The organism is Comamonadaceae bacterium OTU4NAUVB1, assembly GCA_024372625.1.
GTDB lineage: Bacteria > Pseudomonadota > Gammaproteobacteria > Burkholderiales > Burkholderiaceae_C > Variovorax.
Genome location: CP099605.1, coordinates 1,066,942 through 1,088,387, shown reverse-complemented (window position 1 = coordinate 1,088,387; position 21,446 = coordinate 1,066,942). Strand labels below are relative to the sequence as shown.

At 69.8% G+C, this 21,446-nt stretch carries 21 protein-coding genes; 10 read left to right on the top strand and 11 right to left on the bottom strand.

Annotation, left to right across the window (positions count from 1 at the left end):
- The first annotated feature begins 146 nt into the window (after window positions 1-146).
- Window positions 147-536 carry a hypothetical protein gene (locus NF681_08480; protein UST55195.1) on the top strand — a complete coding sequence of 130 codons (390 nt, stop codon included), beginning with the start codon at window positions 147-149 and terminating at the stop codon, window positions 534-536.
- A 74-nt stretch (window positions 537-610) separates the two neighbouring features.
- Here NF681_08480 and NF681_08475 read toward each other — a convergent pair whose 3' ends face one another.
- A complete protein-coding gene (locus NF681_08475) occupies window positions 611-808 on the bottom strand; it encodes a hypothetical protein (GenBank protein UST55194.1) in 198 nt (65 codons plus the stop codon).
- Window positions 809-1,006: 198 nt separating this feature from the next.
- The gene (locus tag NF681_08470) at window positions 1,007-1,693 is read right to left on the bottom strand and encodes a DUF421 domain-containing protein (GenBank protein UST55193.1); all 687 of its coding nucleotides are present in this window, start codon (window positions 1,691-1,693) and stop codon (window positions 1,007-1,009) included.
- Between the two features lie 230 nt (window positions 1,694-1,923).
- Between NF681_08470 and NF681_08465 the strand changes: the two genes are divergently transcribed.
- Entirely contained in the window at window positions 1,924-4,161 is a 2,238-nt protein-coding gene (locus tag NF681_08465; GenBank protein UST55192.1) for an NADP-dependent isocitrate dehydrogenase, read from the top strand.
- Window positions 4,162-4,179: 18 nt separating this feature from the next.
- Here the strand turns inward: NF681_08465 and NF681_08460 are convergent, their stop codons facing one another.
- Together NF681_08460 and NF681_08455 are read right to left on the bottom strand one after the other, a co-directional pair.
- Complete coding sequence (locus NF681_08460) at window positions 4,180-4,509, bottom strand: hypothetical protein (GenBank protein ID UST55191.1); 330 nt, start codon at window positions 4,507-4,509, stop codon at window positions 4,180-4,182.
- Between the two features lie 48 nt (window positions 4,510-4,557).
- The gene (locus NF681_08455) at window positions 4,558-5,535 is read right to left on the bottom strand and encodes a tripartite tricarboxylate transporter substrate binding protein (GenBank protein UST55190.1); all 978 of its coding nucleotides are present in this window, start codon (window positions 5,533-5,535) and stop codon (window positions 4,558-4,560) included.
- A 238-nt stretch (window positions 5,536-5,773) separates the two neighbouring features.
- On the opposite strand from NF681_08455, the gene NF681_08450 reads away from it, so the two are divergent.
- A complete protein-coding gene (locus NF681_08450; protein ID UST55189.1) occupies window positions 5,774-6,415 on the top strand; it encodes a hypothetical protein in 642 nt (213 codons plus the stop codon).
- A gap of 24 nt (window positions 6,416-6,439) precedes the next feature.
- Here NF681_08450 and NF681_08445 read toward each other — a convergent pair whose 3' ends face one another.
- The 4 genes from NF681_08445 to msrA all read right to left on the bottom strand — a co-directional run bounded on the left by NF681_08445 (window position 6,440) and on the right by msrA (window position 10,911).
- Complete coding sequence (locus NF681_08445) at window positions 6,440-7,531, bottom strand: diguanylate cyclase (protein UST55188.1); 1,092 nt, start codon at window positions 7,529-7,531, stop codon at window positions 6,440-6,442.
- Window positions 7,532-7,658: 127 nt separating this feature from the next.
- The gene (locus NF681_08440; protein ID UST55187.1) at window positions 7,659-9,740 is read right to left on the bottom strand and encodes a TonB-dependent receptor; all 2,082 of its coding nucleotides are present in this window, start codon (window positions 9,738-9,740) and stop codon (window positions 7,659-7,661) included.
- A gap of 84 nt (window positions 9,741-9,824) precedes the next feature.
- A complete protein-coding gene (locus NF681_08435; protein ID UST55186.1) occupies window positions 9,825-10,298 on the bottom strand; it encodes a hypothetical protein in 474 nt (157 codons plus the stop codon).
- Between the two features lie 22 nt (window positions 10,299-10,320).
- Window positions 10,321-10,911, bottom strand: a complete 591-nt coding sequence (gene msrA, locus NF681_08430; GenBank protein ID UST55185.1) for a peptide-methionine (S)-S-oxide reductase MsrA — start codon at window positions 10,909-10,911, stop codon at window positions 10,321-10,323.
- Between the two features lie 110 nt (window positions 10,912-11,021).
- On the opposite strand from msrA, the gene NF681_08425 reads away from it, so the two are divergent.
- The 4 genes from NF681_08425 (at window position 11,022) to NF681_08410 (ending at window position 14,411) form a co-directional block, all read left to right on the top strand.
- Entirely contained in the window at window positions 11,022-11,732 is a 711-nt protein-coding gene (locus NF681_08425) for a TetR/AcrR family transcriptional regulator (GenBank protein ID UST55184.1), read from the top strand.
- Window positions 11,729-12,406 carry a protein-L-isoaspartate O-methyltransferase gene (locus tag NF681_08420; protein UST55183.1) on the top strand — a complete coding sequence of 226 codons (678 nt, stop codon included), beginning with the start codon at window positions 11,729-11,731 and terminating at the stop codon, window positions 12,404-12,406. Before NF681_08425 ends, NF681_08420 begins: the two co-directional genes overlap by 4 nt.
- A gap of 155 nt (window positions 12,407-12,561) precedes the next feature.
- Entirely contained in the window at window positions 12,562-12,900 is a 339-nt protein-coding gene (locus NF681_08415; GenBank protein UST55182.1) for a rhodanese-like domain-containing protein, read from the top strand.
- 131 nt (window positions 12,901-13,031) lie between these two features.
- Window positions 13,032-14,411: a TolC family outer membrane protein gene (locus NF681_08410; GenBank protein ID UST55716.1), complete on the top strand. Its 1,380-nt coding sequence runs from the start codon at window positions 13,032-13,034 to the stop codon at window positions 14,409-14,411.
- Window position 14,412: 1 nt separating this feature from the next.
- Here the strand turns inward: NF681_08410 and NF681_08405 are convergent, their stop codons facing one another.
- Together NF681_08405 and NF681_08400 are read right to left on the bottom strand one after the other, a co-directional pair.
- Window positions 14,413-15,933, bottom strand: a complete 1,521-nt coding sequence (locus tag NF681_08405) for a 3-deoxy-D-manno-octulosonic acid transferase (GenBank protein ID UST55181.1) — start codon at window positions 15,931-15,933, stop codon at window positions 14,413-14,415.
- Between the two features lie 48 nt (window positions 15,934-15,981).
- Window positions 15,982-17,364, bottom strand: coding sequence for a phosphomannomutase/phosphoglucomutase (locus NF681_08400; protein ID UST55180.1), 1,383 nt, complete (start codon window positions 17,362-17,364; stop codon window positions 15,982-15,984).
- Window positions 17,365-17,482: 118 nt separating this feature from the next.
- Here NF681_08400 and NF681_08395 point away from each other — a divergent pair, with 118 nt between their 5' ends.
- The 3 genes from NF681_08395 to NF681_08385 are packed head-to-tail and all read left to right on the top strand — an operon-like array spanning window position 17,483 to window position 20,612.
- On the top strand, window positions 17,483-19,165 hold the full coding sequence (locus NF681_08395; protein ID UST55179.1) for a helix-turn-helix domain-containing protein: 1,683 nt from the start codon (window positions 17,483-17,485) through the stop codon (window positions 19,163-19,165).
- Window positions 19,162-19,659 (top strand): methylated-DNA--[protein]-cysteine S-methyltransferase, encoded by a 498-nt coding sequence (locus tag NF681_08390; GenBank protein UST55178.1) that lies wholly within the window; start codon window positions 19,162-19,164, stop codon window positions 19,657-19,659. The genes NF681_08395 and NF681_08390 overlap by 4 nt, the downstream gene beginning before the upstream one ends.
- Window positions 19,656-20,612, top strand: a complete 957-nt coding sequence (locus NF681_08385) for a DMT family transporter (protein ID UST55177.1) — start codon at window positions 19,656-19,658, stop codon at window positions 20,610-20,612. Before NF681_08390 ends, NF681_08385 begins: the two co-directional genes overlap by 4 nt.
- Here NF681_08385 and NF681_08380 read toward each other — a convergent pair.
- Entirely contained in the window at window positions 20,584-21,393 is an 810-nt protein-coding gene (locus tag NF681_08380) for a hypothetical protein (GenBank protein UST55176.1), read from the bottom strand. The two genes, NF681_08385 and NF681_08380, sit on opposite strands and share 29 nt — an antisense overlap.
- Window positions 21,394-21,446: the final 53 nt, after the last annotated feature.

The following is a 21,446-nucleotide window of genomic DNA, read 5'->3' as shown; positions in this document are numbered from 1 at the left end:
GAATCCATGGGCCACCAAGAGAACGTCGGATGGGACGCGGACGCGGCTCCCAGGCATTTGGCTTGCCGGGTGAACGTGCCTACCTCGCCGTTGCGAGAAGATCTTCGCTGCCCACTCGACCACAGTGACTGAAAAGGGAAAAACCCATGAACATGAACAAAGCCATTGCCAGCGCAGCGGAGGGCGCTAAGAAGCAGCCGATCAGCGCCGACACCCCCCCCGAACGGCAACCGGCGCCCAACGACGGTGAAACCCACTGGGCGCAAGGCAGCAACGATGCTTTGCAAAGGCCCGCACCCAAGCAATACAGTGAACTGGATGAGTCTGCCAGCAGCCAGGCTGCAGCGAGCCCCACCATGGAAACCGTGGGGAAACAGGCTTTTGAAGACGCCATGAACAGCGTTGACACTGATCGGGGGCCGGTGCTCGATGCTGTCTACAACGGCCCGGTCACCGAGGGACATCGAACTGGAGACAAGGAGAAAACGCCGGACGACCGACAGACTCCGGATCCGGCTCGATCAGGGAGTCGTTGAGCCTGCGAGATATATGCGGCAAAAACTCGCCAAGCGTTCACGGTTTGGCATGCGGCAGCGGCCGTCACCACCGGTCATGACGATTCGCCGTCCCTGCGCTTCACCATCTCCATCCAGGTCGTGTGCAGGACCTCGACCTTGCCGACCTGCCGCGCCATGGCCTCGGCATCGAGCGCCGCGCCCGATGTCACTGCGCGCATCAACTCGACGTGCTCGTCGTTGGCGCGTCGCCAGGCTTCATAGGCTTCGTTCAATTTGTCAGGCGTCGGCATGGTGGCTCCTTCTGGACCGTCTCGGGAAGACATTTCCCGTGATACGAACGGTCCCGTCGACGCTACCTCCCGTGCAAGCGTCCTCGCTGTAGGACCGTTGCGCCCGTCACGGCATGGCGCTCGCGCGAGACCGCCGGCCGCCCATGTCGTCCGTCGCGCCGGATCGCGGCCGTCGCGCTTTCGCGCCCCTTTCGGAGATCAGCCGATGCGCCGGGTCGTCATCGCCTCGACCCACTCGTTGTGGCCGCAGCGTCCGCACGTGTGCGTGGCCGTCGCGATGCGCGACACCCGCGCGCATTCGGTGCACGCGAAAGCGCCGGCCGCTTCCAGGACGCAGCGCTTCTTGCGGTATGGCTCGGGCGTGACCGGCAGTCCCGGCTTCACGTCGTCGTCGCGGAAGTAGTAGAAGCTCATGCTCCCCGTGGTCTCGAGGATGGCGATGCGGACCTGGCCGACGTGCTCGATCGACTGCTGCCGCATCTCCGAGAAGAACTCGTCCTTGGCGTAGAGCCGCTGCTGGGTGCCCGACAGCACGAACTCCCCGTCCGCGATGACGTAGACCGGATCGCCTTCGAGCAGGCTTTCGAAGCGCTCGCTGCGCGCGGAAATCCACATGATGCCCCGGTAGAACACCAGGATGCAGGCGAAGACCAGCAGCGCCGGCACGATCCCGAGATCGCGGTTGAACATCGGATCGCCCGCGGCCGAGCCCAGGCCGATGACGATCGCGACCTCGAAGATCGACAGCTGCCGCACGCCCTTCTTCCCCGACAGCCGCAGGAACGACAGGATGACGATGAACATGACGACCGTCCTGAAAACGATCTCCACGACGAACGGACCGTCGAGGTCGTTGAGGAGCACGGTCGCGAAATCGAAATCCATGGCGGGCGATTCTGCAGGGGGCGGGCATTTCCACACGAAACCCAGGAGACGCGCGCGACTGCTGGAATAATGGCTGCGACGCGGCGCCAGCCGATTGACAGAGCGTCCGGCGGCATCGCCATCCAGTCCGGAACGCGTTTCGCGACTTGCATGCCGCCAGCCGCGCGCGCCAGCCGCCGATCGCTCTCGCCACCGCGGGCGAGCACCCCATCCATACGAAAGGTCCTTCCATGACTGCTGAAAAATCAAAGATCATCTACACATTGACGGACGAAGCGCCCCTGCTCGCGACGGCTTCGCTGCTGCCCGTGATCCAGACCTTCGCCAAGGCAGCGGACATCGACGTCGTCACGAGCGACGTGTCGGTCGCCGCGCGCGTGCTGGCCGAGTTTCCCGATCTGCTGAGCGACGCGCAGCGCGTGCCGGACAACCTCGCCGAACTCGGCCGCCTCACGCAGTTCCCCGACACCAACATCATCAAGCTGCCCAACATCAGCGCGTCGGTGCCGCAGCTGGTGGCCACCATCCGTGAGCTCCAGGCCGCCGGCTACCCGATCCCCGACCTGCCCGAGGATCCGAAGACCGACGCGGACAAGGCGGTGCTGGCCAAGTACTCGAAGGTCCTGGGCAGCGCGGTCAACCCGGTCCTGCGCGAGGGCAACTCCGACCGCCGCGCGCCCGCCGCGGTCAAGCGCAACGCGCGCAAGAACCCCCATTCGATGAGCCCGTGGAGCCCGGCCTCGCGCACCCACGTCTCGCACATGCACGGCGGCGACTTCTACGCCGGCGAGAAGAGCATGACGCTGGACAAGGCGCGCGACGTGCAGATGGACCTCGTCACGGCGAGCGGCAAGACGATCGTGCTGAAGAAGAAGGTCGCCCTGCTCGAGGCCGAGGTGATCGACAGCATGTTCATGAGCAAGAACGCCCTGTGCAAGTTCTACGAGGAACAGATGGAGGACGCGCGCGAGACGGGCGTCATGTTCTCGCTGCACGTCAAGGCCACCATGATGAAGGTGTCGCACCCGATCGTGTTCGGCCACGCCGTGAAGATCTTCTACAAGGACGCCTTCGCCAAGCACGGCAAGCTGTTCGAGGAACTGGGCGTCAACGTCAACAACGGCCTGTCCAGCATCTACAGCAAGATCGAGAACCTGCCCACCTCGCAGCGCGACCAGATCATCAAGGACCTGCACGCCTGCCACGAGCACCGCCCCGAACTCGCCATGGTCGACTCGGCCAAGGGCATCACCAACCTGCACGCGCCCAACGACGTGATCGTCGACGCCTCGATGCCGGCCATGATCCGCCAGGGCGGCAAGATGTGGGGTCCGGACGGCCGTCCGAAGGACACCAAGGCGGTGATCCCCGAGAGCACCTTCGCGCGCATCTATCAGGAGATCATCAACTTCTGCAAGACCAACGGCGCCTTCGACCCGGCCACCATGGGCACCGTGCCCAACGTCGGCCTGATGGCGCAGAAGGCCGAGGAATACGGCTCGCACGACAAGACCTTCGAGATCCCCGAGGCCGGCGTCGCCCGCATCGTGGACCTCGCCACCGGCGAGGTGCTGCTCGAGCAGAACGTCGAGCAGGGCGACATCTGGCGCATGTGCCAGACCAAGGACGCGCCGATCCGCGACTGGGTCAAGCTGGCGGTCAACCGCGCGCGCCTGTCGGGCATGCCGGCCGTCTTCTGGCTCGACGAGTACCGCCCGCACGAGGCCGAGCTGATCAAGAAGGTCAAGACCTACCTGAAGGACCACGACACCAAGGGTCTCGACATCCAGATCATGTCGCAGGTGCGCGCGATGCGCTACACGCTCGAGCGCGTGATCCGCGGCAAGGACACCATCTCGGTGACCGGCAACATCCTGCGCGACTACCTGACCGACCTGTTCCCCATCATGGAACTCGGCACCAGTGCCAAGATGCTGTCGATCGTGCCGCTGATGGCCGGCGGCGCCATGTTCGAGACCGGCGCGGGCGGCTCGGCCCCCAAGCACGTCAAGCAGCTGGTCGAGGAGAACCACCTGCGCTGGGATTCGCTGGGCGAATTCCTGGCGCTGGCGGTCTCGCTGGAGGACCTGGGTCAGAAGACCGGCAACCGCAAGGCCGCCATCCTAGCCGAGACGCTCGACACGGCCACCGGCATGCTGCTGGACAACGGCAAGGGCCCGTCCACCCGCACCGGCGAGCTCGACAACCGGGGCAGCCATTTCTACCTCGCGCTCTACTGGGCCCAGGCCCTCGCCGCGCAGACCGAGGACAAGGACCTGCAGGCGCACTTCGCGCCCCTGGCCGAGTCGCTCTCCAAGAACGAGCAGAAGATCGTCGAGGAACTGAAGACGGTGCAGGGGCAGGCGGTGGACATCGGCGGCTACTACCGTCCCGACCCGGCCAAGACCGCCGCCGTCATGCGCCCGAGCGCGACGTTCAACGCGGCGCTGGAAGCCGTCGCCGGCTGAGTCCCGCGTGCCGGCGCCTCAGCGCCGGCCCTGCGACGACCGGCGCGGCGCGGTGCGCAGCGAGGCGTCCGCCAGGACGTCCTCGATCCAGAGCCGGGCCATGCGCTGGTGCGTCGTCTCGAAGGTGAAGCCCCGTGTCTTCACGGGCTCGTCGTGGGCGATGAGCGACATCAGGTCGCTGTCGGAGAAAGGTCCCGAACGCCGGGACTGATCGATCAGCATGTCCTCGAGCGGACGGCACGCCTCCGGCTCGAGCAGCGCGGCGATCCGGGCCAGCAACCGCAGAGCGATGGCCGCGCCCTTCGGGCTGAGCCGGGAGGCGGCATCGAAATGAGGTGCGAGGTCCATGCCTCGCCATGCAAGCAAGGCCGATGCCCGCACCCACTTCGACGGCGGTTATTCGATCGTCGCGCCCGAGGCCTCGACGATCCCCTTCCACTTGCGCACGTCGTCGGCGACGACTTTCGAGAACTCCTTCGATGTCATCGGCAACGCCTCCGCGCCCTGGGCCTGGACGGCGGCCTTCATGTCGGGCGTGGCCAGCAACTCGTTGACCTTCTGGTTCACCACCTCGACCACCGCCGCGGGCGTGCGCGCCGGCATGAAGATGCCGTACCAGGTGCTGACGTCGAAGCCCGGATAGCCCAGTTCGGCCACCGTGGGCACATCGGGCAGCGAACTGCTGCGCGTGGCCGATGTCACCGCCAGCGGGCGCAGCTTGCCCGACTTGATCTGCCCCATGGCCGAGGGCACCGACGACATCAGCAGGTCGACGTTGCCGGCGAGCACGTCCATCAGGGCCGGCCCGGAACCCTTGTAGGGCACGTGGCGCAACTGCACCTTGGCGGCCTTGCCGAAGATGTCCCCGGCCAGGTGGATCGTGGTGCCGTTGCCGGGCGAGCCGTAGGTGACGGCGTCCGGCGCGTTGCGGGCGGCCGCGACCACGTCGGCCAGCGTCTTGAAGCGCGAATTGACGCCGGTGGCGATGATGACCGGCGTGTAGGCGACGCTGGCCACGGCGACCAGATCGCGCGTCGGGTCGTAGCTCAGGTGCTTGTAGAGCCAGGGCGCCACGACCATGTTGTCCTTCTGGCCCATCACCATGTCGTAGCCGGTGGGCGGTGACTTGGCCGCCTCGGCGATGCCGATGGTGCCGCCGGCGCCGGCGCGGTTGTCGGCGACGATGGTCCACTTGGCGCTGTCACCCAGTTTGGTGGCCACCAGCCGGGCCAGGATGTCGGTGCCGCCTCCGGGTGGGAACGGCACGATCATGCGCACGGGCTTGGTGGGGTAGGCCTCCTGGGCCAGGGCGCCGGTGGTGGCGGCCGCGGCGCCCAGGGCGAGCGCGGCGATCAGGAACGGTCTCTTTTTCATTGTCGGATCTCGGATGGGTTCTGCCGCATCGGCGGTCGTCTCCGGCCCGGCCGGAGGGGCGCCCATGCTATTCGTTCGCGCAGGGAGCCACAACCCGGCGTGACGACAGAGCGCCACCGGGATCGCCGCGCGCCATGCGAACACGCGCACAATGCGAGGGCCACGACGCCAATGCCGAGCGCATCGCGTCATCACTGGAACCCCGTCATGACCTCTGCCGAAAACCCGATCTTCGACCGTGGACGTGCCGATCACCCACAGCGTCGGGCGCGCGGGGTCGCACATGACCGATGAATGGAAATTCGTGGCCATCGTCGCTTCCACCGAAGGCGTCGATGACCTGCATCGCGTGCTTCACCCCTTGCGCACGGGAATCGCCGCGGCCATCGTCGTGGTCATCAAGGAACCCGTGGATGGCCCGCCACTGACGCTCGACCAGATCGCTCGCGGCGTCTCGCTGCCCACCTCCCATGCCACGGACGGCGTTCACGTCGAGCCCGGGCACGTCTTCCTGGCGCCTCGCAAGCAGCGCCTGACGATCGACGACGAAGGCCGCTTCAGGGTCGATCGAGATCCCGCCACGGTCGATACCCAACTGGCCGACCTGCTGTTCGCGTCGGCCGCCCGGGTCTTCGGTGCGCGCGTGATCGGCGTCGTGATGAGCGGTCGCGGCCGTGATGGCACCGCCGGCCTGCGTGCCATCCATCGCGTGCCGGACGCCCTGGGCATCGTGCAGAGCCCGGCCGACGCCGCCGTGCCCGACATGACGATCAACGCCGTGCTGGGCGACAGCCCCGACTACCTTCCACTGGTGGACGACATGGGCAAGCTGCTCGAAACCCTGATCCATCGACCGATGGCGCCGAAGCGGTCCACCTGAGGCCGCCTCGACACCGCGCCGTGCTCAGGACGGCATGGCGTCCAGCGGCCGGTGCGGCGCCCGCTGCCGGGCCACGCAGACGCCACCCCGCACGCGACGCTTGACCTCGTAGAGCGCTTCGTCGGCCCGCGCCATCCAGTCGTCCGCGCTGGCGAGCGTGACATCGAAGCAGGCGATGCCGGTGCTCATCGTGAACGTCGGCACCGACCCGCCCGCGCCCCCTTCGACGCTCAGCTGCGACCACAGCCGCTCCACGAAGGTCCTGGCCTCGTCGCCATCGTGGTCGAGCAGCAGCAGGGCGAACTCGTCGCCGCCGTAGCGCGCCGCGACGTGGGGCATCCGGACATGGACGCGCAGACTCTCGCCGATGCTGCGGATGACCGCGTCGCCCGCGGCGTGACCGGCGCCATCGTTGATCCGCTTGAAGTGATCGACGTCGCACAGCACCAGCGAAGTGGGACGCCGCTGGGGACCCGTGCCCGCGTGGGCGTTGAGCAATCCCTCGAACGTGGCCTGGAACCCCACCTCGAACGTCCGCCGGTTGTAGAGCCCCGACAGCGGGTCGATCTGGCTCGCGCGGCGCAAGGCTTCCCGGCTGCGGTGCAGCGTCGTCGCCAAGCGGTGCGTGGTCCAGCCGAAGGCCGGCAGGTAAAGCACGATGACCGGCAGCACGGCCAGCTGCACCAGGATGCTGGAGTCGGAAGAAAAACGGAACGGCGCGATCGTCGCCATCGTGCCCGCCCCCAGCGTCGCCGCGACGACGCCCCAGGCGCACAGCCGCAATCCGCCGACGGCCGTGTTGTTCATGCAGACGATCGCCAGCGCCACGGCGCTGGGCACGAGATTGCCGCCGATGGCGAAGACGGCGGCCCCGGCCAGGAACGCGTCGATCATCAGGTTGCGCTCCTCGGCCCGGCCCGGTCGCCTCGCCCGGGACGACCATTGGTAGGCCACATGCGGCCAGACCAGGGCCGCGAAGGCGAAGAACGCCCAGACCCACGCAGAGGGAGTGCCCTCCCGCAGGGCCGCCGCCATGCCCAATCCCCCCAGTCCGAGACCGAGCGTTCGCGGCAGGTAGATCTGGCGCGGCAGACGCGCGCCGACGCGGGCGTTCACCGCACCGTTCCCTTGCTCGGAACGCCGGACCATGACGGGAAGGAGACAGGAAAATTCACGCGGGCGAGCATAGCGGCTCGCCGCGTGGCCCCCGTCCCGAAAGGATTTCTCCGAAGCCGACCGGCCTTCAGAACGTCACACGAAGACCCACTTTGAGGGAGCGCCCCGGCAATGGCGCCGCCGGGTAGACGGTGGTCGTCAGGATCGATGTCGCGCTGTAGGCGAGCCGGTTGGTGAGGTTGTCCAACCGCGCGTACCAGGTGAAGTCGGTGGCCTGCACCTTCATGCGGTAGGCCAGCGCGGCATTCCACAGCGTATAGCCGCCGGTGGACCGGGCGCCGACCTCGGGCACGCGGTCCTGCGCCGCGTAGTGGTCGAAACCGGCACGCGCCGACCACGCTCCCCGCGCCCAGGCCAGTCCGGCGCCCACGCGCACCGGCGCGATGCGCGGCAGCGGCTGGCCGGTGTCGGTGTTGGTGGCGCGTACCAGATCACCGCGCCAGCGCAGGTCAAGCGTGCCGCCGTCGGGCGCGCGCGCGAAACCGCCGGCACCGAGGAGGCGCCATTTGCCGCTCGCCTCGATGCCGGTGAAACGCGCGCGCGCGTTGCCATAGGCGTATTCGGCCAGGGCCTCGTCAGTGCCTGGCGCCGCCGGGGCGCCTTCCGCGTCGCGCTGGTTGCCGGTGGCGTTCAGGCCGATGTAGTTGCGAAAGCGTGTCACGTAGGCGTTCACCCGGGCTTCGTCGGCCCCGGATTTCCACTGCGCGCCCACGTCGAGCCCGAGCGATTTCTCCTTGGCCAGCCCGGCGTTGCCGACCTCCCAGGCCGCCGTCGCCAAATGCGGGCCGTTGGCGAAGAGTTCGTAGTCCTTGGGCGCGCGCTCGGTGTAGGCCAGGTTGGACGTCAACTGCCACTGCGGGGCGACGTCGACCAGCGCGCCGAACGCCGCGCTGTGCGGATCGAAGCGGCGCGTGCCCACGACGAAGCGGTCGATCGACGGGTCGTCCGGATAGCCCAGCGACTGGACCTGCACGCGTTCGGTGCGTGCGCCGAAGTTCAGCCGGCCCCAGGGCATGCCGAGTTCCTCGTGCAGGAAGAGCGCGTCGGACCGCGTGCGGCTGTGCGGCGCGAACGCCTCCTCGCCATCGGCGGAGAAGCGGTTGCGCTCGCTCGTGAAGCCGATCAGGCCCTCCAGGCCGCCGATCCGGCGGTGCCTGGCCTCGACGCGCAGGTCGTTGCTCAGGCTGGCGAAGGTGGTGCCGGCGGTGGCGCCCTCGTATTCGGTGTGGCGGTAATCCGTGTGCCCGAACTTGGCGTGCACGCTGGTGAAGAAGCCGCCCGGGCGCCATTCGCCCTCGAGCGCGTACCGGTCGGACTTCATGCCGATGGTGACATCGCTCTCGGCCACCGTGCCGTAGTCGCTGCGGTAGCTGCTGGCGGACGCGCCGACCCAGCCGCGATCGAGGAACAGCGTGCCGCCGACGGCGCCGCCGCTGGCGCGGTTCTGCGAATTGCAGATGCGCCGCGCGAGTCCGGGCGCGCCGGGCTTCTCGCAATCGAGTTCGATCGGCACGCGCACGTCGTCCGAGCGGCGTTCGAAGGCATCGACATGCAGGGCGTAGCGCTCGTTGCCGCCCTCGAGCACCACGGCGCCGCTCTTCTCGACGCTGCCGGCGGCGTAGCCGACGTCCGCCCGCCCACCGAAGCCGTCGATCGGCTCGGTCGGGATGCGGTTGTCGATGACGTTGACCACGCCGCCGATGGCGCTGCCGCCGTACTGCAGCGCGGAAGGCCCGCGCAGCACCTCGATCCGCTCCGTCACCAGTGCGTCGACCGGCACCGCGTGGTCGTAGCTCAGGGCGGAGGCGTCCGGCGCGGCACCGCCGTTCTGCAGGATCCGGATGCGGTCGCCGTCCAGGCCGCGGATGACGGGCCGGCTGGCATTGGGGCCGAAGTAGCTGCTGCTGACGCCGGGCAACCCCTCGAGCGTCTCGCCGAGCGTGGATCGCGAGCGCAGCAGCAATTCGTCGCGCTGCAGGACCTCGGTCGGCGCGATGAGTTCGGTGGCACCGAGCGGATTGCCGGTGACGGTGACCTCGCCCAGCGACGGCGTCGGGGTGCGGGTCTGGGCCGGCGCGTTCACGCCGAGAAGGGAAGCGAGGGAAAGGACGGCGATGCCGATGGCATGGCGCCGGAAATCATGGGACATGGATGCGAACTCGTTGAATCGGATGAAAGCCGGCCGACGCGCTCCCTTCAGGGAGCGCGATCGGGAGCCGGACGACAGGAGGATTCAGCGAGACGCGGGTGGGCCACGCGCGTCGAACAGCGTGACCCAGCGGGCGATGGCTTCGCCCAGGAAGAAATGGAAACGCGCCGTCGGCAGCGCGATCGGCAGCACCGCGGATGGCACCGACAGCGTGGCGAAGCCGCCCGACAGCTGGTCGTAGAGGCGACAGTCCTTCGGATCGCCATGCGCGCCGAACAGCATCGCGAACACGCTGCCGCCGGCATGTGCATGGGCACGCACGGCCATCGCGCCGGCAACGCCCGGATCACCGGACGGCACGACGGAGCGGACCGCCACGCCGGACACGCCCGGCGTATGCACCACCCGGTGCGCGAGGCCCAGCGACGCGGCCATCCACAGCGCCACCGCGAGCACGAGGACGACCGCGATCGACCCGCCGTCCGCGCGGTCGTCCCGGCGGGCCGCGGCCGTGCGACACCACGGGGGGCGACGCGAGGTGGTGTTCGTGCGACCCATGACGTCCAGCCCTGGCGACCCGTCAGCCCTTCACGCGCGCGGCGAAGGTCTTCTGGAACTTCTCGACCTTGGGGCCGACCACGAAGGCGCAGTACCCCTGGTTGGGGTGCTGCAGGAAGTAGTCCTGGTGATAGGCCTCGGCGGTGGAATAGTCCGCGAGCGGCACCACCTCCGTGACGATCGGCGCCCGGTAGGTGCCGCTCGCGCCGATCTCGCGGATCACGTCCTGCGCCACCTCGCGCTGGGCGTCGTCGGTGGTGTAGATGCCGCTGCGGTACTGCGTGCCGACGTCGTTGCCCTGGCGGTTGAGCGTCGTCGGATCGTGGATGACGAAGAAGATCTCCAGCAGTTCGCGCAGCGAGATCAGCGATGGATCGAACGCCACCTTGACCACCTCGACCGCACCCGTGCGGCCGGTGCAGACCTGCTCGTAGGTCGGACGGGCGACCTGGCCGTTGCTGTAGCCCGATTCGACATCCACCACGCCCTGGACGCGATCGAAGACGGCTTCGGTGCACCAGAAGCAGCCGCCGCCGAGCACGATGGAATCGATCGACGACGCGGCGGGCGCATTGCCGGCGGAGGAAACGGAAGAAGGTGGGGTGCTGGACATGTTGGGGTTCGGCGTGGATGGCGAAGGGCCGGGCATGCCATTGTCGTGTCTTGACGCTGTCGGGACGCTTCACTAGGATTAATAACCCACCAGTCATTAGTGCGCCACGCATGTCCCGTTTCATCAGCTCCTCGCTCTGCCCTGTCCGTGCCAAGCACGAGCGGCGCAAGGAAGCGAGGCCTGGCGAGCTGATCCGGGCGGCCCTCCAGTTGTTCGTCGAGAAGGGTTTCGTCGCCACGCGCTCCGAAGAGGTCGCCGCCCGCGCCGGCGTCTCCAAAGGCACCCTCTTCCTGTATTTCCCGAGCAAGACCGACCTGTTGAAGGCCGTCATCGCCGAGACGCTCGCCGGTCGCTACGCGGAGTGGAACGCCGAGTTCGCGCGTTTCGAGGGCACCACGGCCGACATGCTGCGCCATTGCCTGGACGTGTGGTGGGAACTCGTGGGCGCCACCCCCGCCTCGGGCATCGCCAAACTCATGATGACCGAAGGGAACAACTTTCCCGAACTGGCCGCCTACTACCGGCGCGAGGTCGTCGAGCCGGGCCATGCGCTGATCCGGCGCATCCTGCGGCGCGGCGTCGACAGCGGCGAGTTCGCCCCGGTGGACGTCGACCACGCGAGCTATGCGGTCGTCTCCACCATGGCCATGCTGACCCTCATGCGGCATTCCGCCATCAGCTGCATCGACGGCACCGTCGCGGTCGACCCGCGCCGCTATCTCTCGGTGCAGACCGACCTCCTCGTCGGCGGACTGCTCGCCGAGCGACCTAAAATCGCCGACTCCCCCCGGGCTCCCTCAGCCAGAAAATCTACGCCATGAACACCCCCGCAACGCCGGAGCGCCTGCGCTTCAACATGATCGAGCAGCAGATTCGCCCCTGGGACGTGCACGACGCGCAAGTCCTCGCACTGCTCGAGAGCATCCGGCGCGAAGACTACGTCCCCGCCGCGCACCGCGCGCTCGCCTTCTTCGACATGGAGCTGCCGCTCGGCGACGGCTCGGTCCCCGGCCAGACGATGCTGGCGCCCAAGGTCGAGGCGCGTCTCCTCAACGACCTGCACGTCCAGAAGCACGAGACCGTGCTGGAGATCGGTACCGGTTCGGGCTTCATGGCCGCGCTGCTGGCCCACCAGGCCGCGCGCGTGCTGACGCTGGAGATCGACCCGACGCTCGCCGAGCGCGCGGCCGCGACGTTGCGCCGCAACGGCGTCGCCAATGTCGACGTGCGCCAGGCCGACGGCTCCAAGCCGCTGCCCGGCGGTCCCACCTTCGACGTCATCGTGCTGAGCGGCTCGGTCGCTCACGTGCCGCAGAACCTGCTGGGTTCGCTCGCCATCGGCGGACGCCTGGCGGCCATCGTCGGCCAGGAACCGATGATGCGCGCCCACTTCGTCACCCGCGTGAGCGAGAGCAAATGGGACGTCGCACAGCCCTGGGACACGGTCGCTCCCCGGCTGCTGAATTTCCCCGAACCCTCGCGCTTCAGCTTCTGAGACCGCGGCGGACCGACGCGACGCATTCGCCCCGATTCCGCCGCCCCCGCATCCCGCATCCCGCTTTCCCGCTTCCTCCCGCAGCCTCCGTGCTGTTCCGGACGGGCCGCAGCGCCACCCCGCGCGCCTGCGGTCCGCCGCAATAGGTCGTCCGCATGATCGAACAAGTCCGCCCCGCCGAATTCGAAGCCTGGAGCACCGGCGTCTCCCCGAAGCCGCTGCTGCTCGACGTGCGTGAGCCATGGGAGCTGCAGACCGCGGCCGTGACCGCGCCGGCGGGCGTCGAACTGGTCGCGATCCCGATGAACGATATCCCCGCTCGCCTGGCCGAACTCGATCCGGCGCGACCGGTGGCCTGCCTGTGCCACCACGGCGCGCGCAGCCAGCGCGTGGCGGCCTTCCTCGCACAGCAGGGGTTCGCGGAGGTGGCCAACGTGGCCGGCGGCATCGACGCCTGGTCCGCCACGCGCGAACCCGCCGTGCCGCGCTACTGATCACCTCGCCCTCGTCGCACCCCATGCGAAGCGTCCTGTCCGCCAAGCGCCTGCCGGCCACCGGCCCGGCCACGCGCTCGCCCCTGCGCCGCCTGCTCGCGGCGGGCCCCTGGCTGCTGGCGGCGGCGTTCATGGCGCCTGCCCACGGCCAGGGCCTGGTCGCGCTGTACGAAGCGGCGCGCGGCTACGACGCCACCTACCAGGGCGCGCTGGCGCAGTACGACGCCAGCCTCGCCCGCGCCGCACAGGCGCGGGCCGGCATCCTGCCGCAGGTGGGCGTGCAGGCGGGCGTGACCCGCACCGACCTGGAAATCGACGTCATCTCCGGAGCACCGCGCGGCACGGCCACGCGTGCCTACACGGCCCAGAACGCCGGCATCAGCGCCAGCCAGCCGCTCTATCGGCCTGCCGCCTGGGCCGCGTACGAGCAGGGCCAGCGCCAGGCCGAGATCGCGCGGACCGTGCTCGCGACGGCCGAACAGGACCTGATCGTGCGCGTGGGCCAGGGCTATTTCGACGTGCTCGGCGCGCAGGACACCCTTGCGCTGGTGCGCGCGCAGAAGGCGGCGGTGGCCGAACAGCTGGCATCGGCGCAGCGCAACTTCGAGGTCGGCACCGCCACCATCACGGATTCGCGCGAGGCCCAGTCGCGCTACGACCTGGTGCTCGCCCAGGAGATCGCCGCCGGCAACGACCTGCAGGTCAAGCGCCTGGCGCTCGACACGCTGACCGGCCGGCGCGGCAGCGCGCCATTGCCGCTCGCCCTCCCCGTCGTGCTGCCGGCGTCCCTGCCGGCCGACATGGAAGCCTGGGTGACGCAGGCGCAGGACGCGCATCCGGCCATCGCCCAGGCCCGGCTGGGCGTCGATGTCGCCGCGCTCGAGGTGCAGAAGGCCGAGGCCGGCCACAAGCCCACCGTCGACGCCAGCCTGGGCTACAGCATCTCGCGCAATCCGAACGGCACCGTGCTCACCACGGTGGGCACGGCGGCCCGCGGGCCCAACGTCGGGGTGGTGCTCAACATGCCGCTGTTCGCGGGCTTCGCGACCCAGAACCGCATCCGCGAGACCCTGGCGCTGGAGGAGCAGTCGCGCGCCACGCTCGAATCCACGCGACGCGGCGTGGCGCAGGCGACGCGCACGGCTTACCTGGGCCTGATCTCCGGCGCCGGGCAGGTGCGCGCGCTCGAAGCCGCCGAGGCGTCGAGCCAGAGTGCGCTCGAAGCCAATCAGCTCGGCTACCAGGTCGGCGTGCGCATCAACATCGACGTGCTGAATTCCCAGAGCCAGCTGTTCCAGACCCGGCGCGACCTCGCCCTGGCGCGCTACAACGTGCTGCTCGGACAGCTGCGCCTGCGACAGGCCAACGGCACCCTGGCGGCGCCTGACCTGTCACCCATCGACGCCACGCTGGCGCGCGACGAAAGTCGCGCGACCGGTTCCGCTGCGCCGACGACCGGAGCGCCCACGCCCACGCCCGTGCCAGTGCCAGCACCGGTGAACCCGCGCTGATTCAGTCCAGCCAGGGTTCGGGACGTTCGCCCCGGGCGCTCGAGGACGGCGCCCTGCCGGCGGCGGGCGCCGTCGCCCCGCCCGTCGGCGCCATCGGCGCCCCCGGGTCGACCGGTTCGGTCCGGCCCGCGACGACCGGTTCGAGCAAAGGCTCGGACGAGCCGTTCGACGCCGATCCGTCCTGCAGCGCCGCCGCCTCGACCACGGCCAGCACCGACGTCGCCGTGCGCTGCGCGGCGCCCCGGTTGGCACCGGCGAAACCCTGTGCCGCCTCGGCCATGGCCTCGCGGCGTTCGGGATCGGCCACCAGGGCCAGCGCCGCCTTGACCGCCTGCTCCATCGTCTCGACGCGCAGCGAGGCGCCGGCGGCCAGCGACAGTTCCGCCGCCTCGGCGAAATTGAAGGTCGACGGACCCAGGATCAACGGGCAGCGGCAGGCCGCCGCCTCGATCAGGTTCTGCCCGCCGAGGTCCTCGAAGCTGCCGCCGAGCAGCGCCGCGTCGGCCAGCCCGTAGTAGAGCGCCATCTCGCCGAGCGAATCGCCCAGCCAGATCTCCGAAGCCGCCGGCGCACCGGCGACGCTGCGGCGCGCGACCGCGAAGCCATGGGCCTCGATCAGCGCCGCGACCTCGTCGAAGCGCTGCGGATGACGCGGCACGATCATCCACTGCACGGCGGCGACCTGCCGCGCGATCGAATCGATGCCCGTGTGCGCCGGCGGCGGCGTCGCCTCGGTCGCGCCGAAGCGCTTGAGCACCTCCAGGAGCAGACGCTCCTCGCCATCGCGCGAACTCGCCAGCACGACCAGCGGCCGGGGCAGCGTGCCGCGCAACGCCCTCGCCGTGGCGAGCTGGCGCGCGTCCGGCATGGCGTCGAATTTCAGGTTGCCGTAGATGCCCTCGACCTTGGCGCCGAGCGACACCAGGCGATGCGAATCGGCCTCGGTCTGGGCCCATACCGCGGTCAGCGCCGAATAGGCCGGCCGCGACAGCCAGCGCAGCCGCTCGGCCGCGGCCAGCGACTTCTCGCTCAGTCGCGCGTTGGCGAGCACCAGCGGAATGCTCCGCGCCCGGCAGGCGTCGACCATCACCGGCCACACCTCGGTCTCCATCAGCACGCCGATGCGGGGCGCGAAACGGTCGAGGAAACGCGCGACGGCGCCGGGCTCGTCCCACGGCTGCCAGACCTGGTGGTCGCCCGGCCGCAACAGCTTGGCGCCCTCCTCGCGACCGGTCGCGGTGCCATGCGTGAGCAGGATCGGGATGTCCGGATGCTGACGCCGCAACTCGGCGATCAGGATCGCGGCCGCCCGCGTCTCGCCCAGCGACACGGCATGCACCCAGCAACCGCCGGTGGCGGGTGCCTCGGTCCCCTCGGGCAGGGGGTCGTAGTGACCGAAACGTTCCTCGACCGCCACCGCGTAGCCGGGTTCGGCCACGGCACGGCGGCGCAGCTTGCGCCGGACCAGGGGTTGAGCGAGACGGGTAAAGGCGCCATAGAGGCGCAGCATCATCGAGGGCACGCGGAGAAAACGTCGGTCGCTGGGGAGCTCGTGAAGAAGAGGAACGGATCAGTGCGCCGCGGCACCGATGGTGGCGTCGGGCTTGGCGGTCTTCAGGAACGCCAGCATCTCGTGCTCGATGCGGTCGAGCGCCTCCTGCGTCTGGCCCTCGAAGCGCAGCACCAGCACCGGCGTGGTGTTGGAGGCACGGATCAGACCGAAGCCGTCGGGCCAGTCCACGCGCACGCCGTCGATGGTGGAGAGCTTGGCCGGAGCGGCGAAATCGGCCGTCTTCACGAGCTGCTCGACCACGGTGTGCGGCTCGCCCTCGGCGCACTTCACGTTCAGTTCGGGCGTCGAGAAGCTGGTGGGCAGGCCGTCGAGCACGGTGCTCGCGTTCGGGCTCTTGCTCAGGATCTCCAGCAGCCGGCAACCGGCATAGGTGCCGTCGTCGAAGCCGAACCAGCGTTCCTTGAAGAAGATGTGGCCGCTCATCTCGCCGCCCAGGGGCGAGTCGATCTCCTTCATCTTGGCCTTGATCAGCGAGTGGCCGGTCTTGAAGATCATCGGCACGCCGCCGGCGGCCTCGATCGCCGGGCCCAGTCGCTGCGAGCACTTCACGTCGTACACGATGGTGCCGCCCGGCACGCGCGAGAGCACGTCCTGCGCGAACAGCATCATCTGGCGGTCGGGATAGATGTTGTTGCCCTCGCGCGTGACGATGCCCAGGCGGTCGCCGTCGCCGTCGAACGCCAGGCCGATCTCGGCATCGCCGGACTTCAGGGCGGCGATCAGGTCGACCAGGTTCTCCGGCTTGCTCGGATCGGGATGGTGGTTGGGGAAGTCGCCATCGACCTCGCTGAACAGTTCGGTCACCTCGCAGCCGATGGCGCGCAGGATGGCCGGGGCCGATGCGCCGGCGATGCCGTTGCCCGAATCGACCACGATCTTGAGCGGGCGCGCCAGCTTGATGTCGCCGACGATGCGCTGCGTGTAGGCCTCCAGCACGTCGACCTTGCGCACGCTGCCGCCTTCGGCCAGGTTGGCGCTGCCGGCTTCCATGACGCGGCGCAGCGACTGGATCTCGTCGCCATAGATGGCGCGGCCCGCCAGCACCATCTTGAAGCCGTTGTAGTCCTTGGGGTTGTGGCTGCCGGTGACCTGGATGCCGCTGCTGGCCAGGGTATGGGCGGCGAAATAGAGCATCGGCGTGGTGACCGCGCCGACATCGATGACTTCGACGCCGGTGGCCACCAGGCCGCGGATGAGGGCTTCGGAGAGGGCCGGGCCCGAAAGCCGGCCGTCGCGTCCGACCGCCACGCTCTTCTCGCCGGCCGCGCGCGCGGCGCTGCCGAAGGCCCGGCCGAGCGCTTCCGCGATCTCCGCGTCGAGCGTGGTGGGGACGACGCCCCGGATGTCGTAGGCCTTGAAGATCGATGCGCTGATTTGCATGGAGGTGTGCCCCAAAAGTTCTCGGGAAAAACGAGGCGCCATTGTAGGCATGTGCCCTCGGCAGGGGCATGTCCGGAAACGGCCAGCATCGCGCGCACGCCTCCGTAAGATCGCCCGCATGACACCGACCCCTTCCGTCCCCGCGCTCGCCGACCTGCCCACCGGCCTGGGCGGCGACGCCTGCTATCGGGCCATGCAGGCCCACGACGCGCGTTTCGACGGTTCGTTCTTCACGGCCGTCACATCGACCGGCATCTATTGCCGTCCGGTCTGCCGGGTGCGCCTGCCGCTGCGCGAGAACTGCCGTTTCTATCGCCATGCGGCGCAGGCCGAAGCCGCGGGGTTCCGCCCCTGCCTGCGCTGCCGGCCCGAACTGGCCCCGCGCGCGGCGAGCTGGTCGACCGAGGACGCCTCCACCATCCTGGCCCTGCAGGCCGCGCGCCTGATCGACGAGCCCGACGCCTGGCACGCGCGAGGCCCCGGTGCCGCCGACATCGCCGCGCGACTGGGCGTGAGCGATCGCCACCTGCGCCGCCTCTTCGAGACGCGCTTCGGCGTGTCGCCCCTGCAATACCTCCAGACGCGACGCCTGCTCGCGGCCAAACAGCTCATCGCCGACACCGCCCTGCCCATGGCGCAAGTGGCGCAGGCCAGCGGCTTCGCGAGCGTGCGGCGCTTCAACGCCGCCTTCGTGGCGCACTACAAACTCAACCCGAGTGCCATGCGGCGTGCCGGCGGCGCCAGGCGCACGGAAGGCGATGGCCATGGCCATGGCCATGGGGATGACGATGGCGGCGGTGACGACGGTGGCGTGGCCGATGCCGTCGAGGTGCGGCTGGGTTTCCGGCCGCCCCTGGACATGGACGCGATGTTCGAATTCCATGCCCGTCACGCCCTCAAGGGCATGGAAACCGGCGGCACGGACGCCTCGACGCCCTTCGCCCGCACCCTGCGCGTCGTGCAGGCCGGCCGGACGCACACCGGCTGGCTGCGCCTGCATTTCGACGCCGGGCGCGAGCACGTGCGCCTGTCGGTGAGCGAGTCGCTCGCCGGCGTGCTGCCGGTGGTCATCAGCCGGGTGCGTGCCCTGCTCGACCTGGATGCCGAGCCGATGGCGATCAACGCGGTGCTCAACGCGCCGTTCCCGCAGGGCGACGGCCTGCGCGTGCCCGGCACGCTCGACGGCTTCGAGATGGCCGTGCGCATCGTGCTGGGCCAGCAGATCTCGGTGGCGGCGGCGCGCACCATCGGCGGCCGGCTCGTGATGGCCTTCGGCGAGCCGATCGCGACGCCCTTCGACGGGCTCGAGCGGCTGTTCCCGACGCCGGAGGCGCTGCTGGCGGCGAGCAGCGAGGCCCTCGGCCACCTGGGCATCGTGCGCCAGCGCCAGGGCGCCCTGCAGGCCCTGGCGCGCGAGACCCTGGCCGGTCGACTGGCCCTGCATCCGGGTGCCGACGTGGTCGCCACGCTGGCCGCCCTCCATGCCCTGCCGGGCGTGGGCGACTGGACCGCGCAGTGCATCGCCATGCGCGCGCTGCGCTGGCCGGACGCCTTTCCGTCCGGCGACGTGGCGCTGCAGAAGGCGATGGGCGTCGCCTCGGCGCGCGCCGCCGCCGAGGCCTCGCTCGCCTGGCGTCCCTGGCGCAGCTACGCGGTGCTGCGCGCCTGGCAGACGCTGATGCCGACCGTTGCCGCCCGCGAACCGCTCGAACCCGTGCCCGACCGGAGCGCCGTCGCGGAAGCGGCCGGCGATCCCGTCCCGGCGAGGAAGACCCGCCATCCCGGAAGGAAGACGTCATGAGATTCGAGACCCCGACGATCCGCACCGTGCATGTCGAGACCGCGCTGGGCGGCGTCACGCTGGCCGCGACCGACCTCGGCCTGTGCGGCCTCTGGTTCGACGCCCAGCGCCACGCGCCCGACACGGCCGGCTGGCAGGTCGCGGCCGACCATCCCGTGCTGCGCGAGGCGGCGGCGCAACTGGCCGACTACGTCGCCGGACGGCGCGCCGCGTTCGACCTGCCGCTGGACCTGTCGCACGGCACCGCCTTCCAGCAGGCCGTCTGGCAGGCGCTCCGCGCGATCCCGCGCGGTGCGACGACGAGCTACGGCGCGCTCGGCGCGTGCGTCGGCCGCCCGGCGGCGGTGCGCGCCGTGGGCGGCGCGGTCGGGCGCAACCCGATCAGCGTGATCGTGCCGTGCCACCGCGTGATCGGCGCGGGCGGCGCGCTCACCGGCTATGCCGGCGGCCTGGCGCGCAAGACCGCGCTGCTGGCCCTCGAAGGCGCGTTGTGAGTCCGCCCGCCGCCGTGGCCGTCCCCGCGCCGGCCGCCGTTCCGTCGCGGCGCTGGATCGTCGACCTGGTGCTGCTCGGCGCGCTCTGGGGTGCGTCGTTCCTGTTCATGCGCATCGCGGCGCCGGAGTTCGGCGCCGTGCCGGCCGCGTCGATGCGCGTGGGCATCGCGATGCTCTTCCTGGTGCCGCTGATGCTGCTGCGCGACCAGGGGCCCGCGCTGCGGCGGCACTGGCGCCCCATGCTGGGCATCGGCATCCTCAACTCCGGCCTGCCCTTCGCGCTGTTCTGCTATGCCCTGCTCACGCTCACCAGCGGCGCGGCCTCGGTGCTCAACGCGACGGTGCCGATGTTCGGCGCGCTCATCGCCTGGGGCTGGTTCGGCGAGCGGCCCTCCGGCGCGCGCATCGCCGGACTGGCCATCGGCTTCGTGGGCGTGGCGATGCTCGCGAGCCGCAGCGTCGGCGTGCACGCCGGTGCCGACGGCAGCCTGCTCGCCCCCCTGCTGGCCATCGGCGCCTGCCTGGGCGCCTGCGTCTGCTACGGCATCTCGGCCAGCGCGGCGCGGCGCCACCTCGCCGGACTGCCGCCGCTGGCGAGCGCCGCGGGCAGCCAGATCGGCGCGAGCCTGTTCCTGGCCCTGCCCGCGCTGCTGACTTGGCCCGCGCGCATGCCGAGCCTGCAGGCCTGGCTGGCCGTCGCCGTGCTGGGCGTGGCCTCCACGGGCTTCGCCTACGTGCTGTTCTTCCGCCTGATCGACACGGCCGGCCCGACCCGGGCGCTGACCGTGACCTTCCTGGTGCCGGTGTTCGCGGTGGCCTATGGCGTCGCGTTCCTCGACGAGCACGTGACCGCCTGGATGCTGCTGTGCGCCGCCGTGATCGTCTGCGGCGTGGCGCTGTCGACCGGACTGGTAAACCCGCGCCTCACACGGCGTGGCCGTGGTCCCGGATGACCGAACGCCAGTAGTCGAGCTGGAACTGCGGCCAGCCGTGGACGCCGAACGGCAGCGTCCCGGGGGACTGGCCGGAAAACGGCAGGTCGCCCGGATCGTAGTCCACGAACTCGGCGCCGAAGCGCTCGGCCACGGCCCGGGGCGGCAGCGAAAAGCGTCGCGACAGCCGGGGGAAATGCCGGTTGACCAGCATGTCCTCCCAGATGCCGCGCCCGCGCAGCCGCGCCACCGTGGCGTAGAGATCGAGCCAGGGCTTGAAGCGTTGCGTCAGCCGCAGGAAGGTCGCGACCTTCTTCAGCGCGAAGCCGCCGTTGGCGAGGTATTCCGTGCGTCGCGTGCGCAGCAGCCTGCGCAGAGCGGCGTTGACCCGCGCCTTGCGCGGCGACAGCGGCACGCCGTCCTTCCAGCCGAGGCGGTAGATCACCGAGCCCACGTAGTCGTAGCCGCGCTCGCACCATTCGAGCAGTTCGTCGCGGAAGACGAAGGCGTCGAGGTGGCAGATCAGCACGTAGTCGTAGGACCGGAAGCGGCGGTAGAACGCCGGGTGGAGCATCAGACGGCTGTATTCGAAGAAGCCGTGCCAATCGAAGCGCTCGAAGCGGACCTGCGCCTTGCCGCGGCAGAATTCCTCGTACCAGCGCACGTCCAGCCCGATCGGCACCACGAAGGTGATGGTGTGGCGATGCAGGACCGAGAGCGTCTGCGCCAGCGAGACCTTGCCCATGGCGTCGGGTTCGGGCAAATGCGTCGGCACGATCACCGTGACTGTCGGTTGCGTCATCTGCGGGGCCTGTCTGTTTTTTTGTAGTACTTGCCGGTCAATCTAACGCAACC

Bases quoted from the DNA above. Each gene is read 5' to 3' on its own strand.
- NF681_08480 (UST55195.1), top strand. From the start codon at position 147: ATGAACATGAACAAAGCCATTGCCAGCGCAGCGGAGGGCGCTAAGAAG.
- NF681_08475 (UST55194.1), bottom strand. From the start codon at position 808: ATGCCGACGCCTGACAAATTGAACGAAGCCTATGAAGCCTGGCGACGC.
- NF681_08470 (UST55193.1), bottom strand. From the start codon at position 1,693: ATGGATTTCGATTTCGCGACCGTGCTCCTCAACGACCTCGACGGTCCG.
- NF681_08465 (UST55192.1), top strand. From the start codon at position 1,924: ATGACTGCTGAAAAATCAAAGATCATCTACACATTGACGGACGAAGCG.
- NF681_08460 (UST55191.1), bottom strand. From the start codon at position 4,509: ATGGACCTCGCACCTCATTTCGATGCCGCCTCCCGGCTCAGCCCGAAG.
- NF681_08455 (UST55190.1), bottom strand. From the start codon at position 5,535: ATGAAAAAGAGACCGTTCCTGATCGCCGCGCTCGCCCTGGGCGCCGCG.
- NF681_08440 (UST55187.1), bottom strand. From the start codon at position 9,740: ATGTCCCATGATTTCCGGCGCCATGCCATCGGCATCGCCGTCCTTTCC.
- NF681_08435 (UST55186.1), bottom strand. From the start codon at position 10,298: ATGGGTCGCACGAACACCACCTCGCGTCGCCCCCCGTGGTGTCGCACG.
- msrA (UST55185.1), bottom strand. From the start codon at position 10,911: ATGTCCAGCACCCCACCTTCTTCCGTTTCCTCCGCCGGCAATGCGCCC.
- NF681_08425 (UST55184.1), top strand. From the start codon at position 11,022: ATGTCCCGTTTCATCAGCTCCTCGCTCTGCCCTGTCCGTGCCAAGCAC.
- NF681_08420 (UST55183.1), top strand. From the start codon at position 11,729: ATGAACACCCCCGCAACGCCGGAGCGCCTGCGCTTCAACATGATCGAG.
- NF681_08415 (UST55182.1), top strand. From the start codon at position 12,562: ATGATCGAACAAGTCCGCCCCGCCGAATTCGAAGCCTGGAGCACCGGC.
- NF681_08410 (UST55716.1), top strand. From the start codon at position 13,032: ATGGCGCCTGCCCACGGCCAGGGCCTGGTCGCGCTGTACGAAGCGGCG.
- NF681_08400 (UST55180.1), bottom strand. From the start codon at position 17,364: ATGCAAATCAGCGCATCGATCTTCAAGGCCTACGACATCCGGGGCGTC.
- NF681_08395 (UST55179.1), top strand. From the start codon at position 17,483: ATGACACCGACCCCTTCCGTCCCCGCGCTCGCCGACCTGCCCACCGGC.
- NF681_08390 (UST55178.1), top strand. From the start codon at position 19,162: ATGAGATTCGAGACCCCGACGATCCGCACCGTGCATGTCGAGACCGCG.
- NF681_08380 (UST55176.1), bottom strand. From the start codon at position 21,393: ATGACGCAACCGACAGTCACGGTGATCGTGCCGACGCATTTGCCCGAA.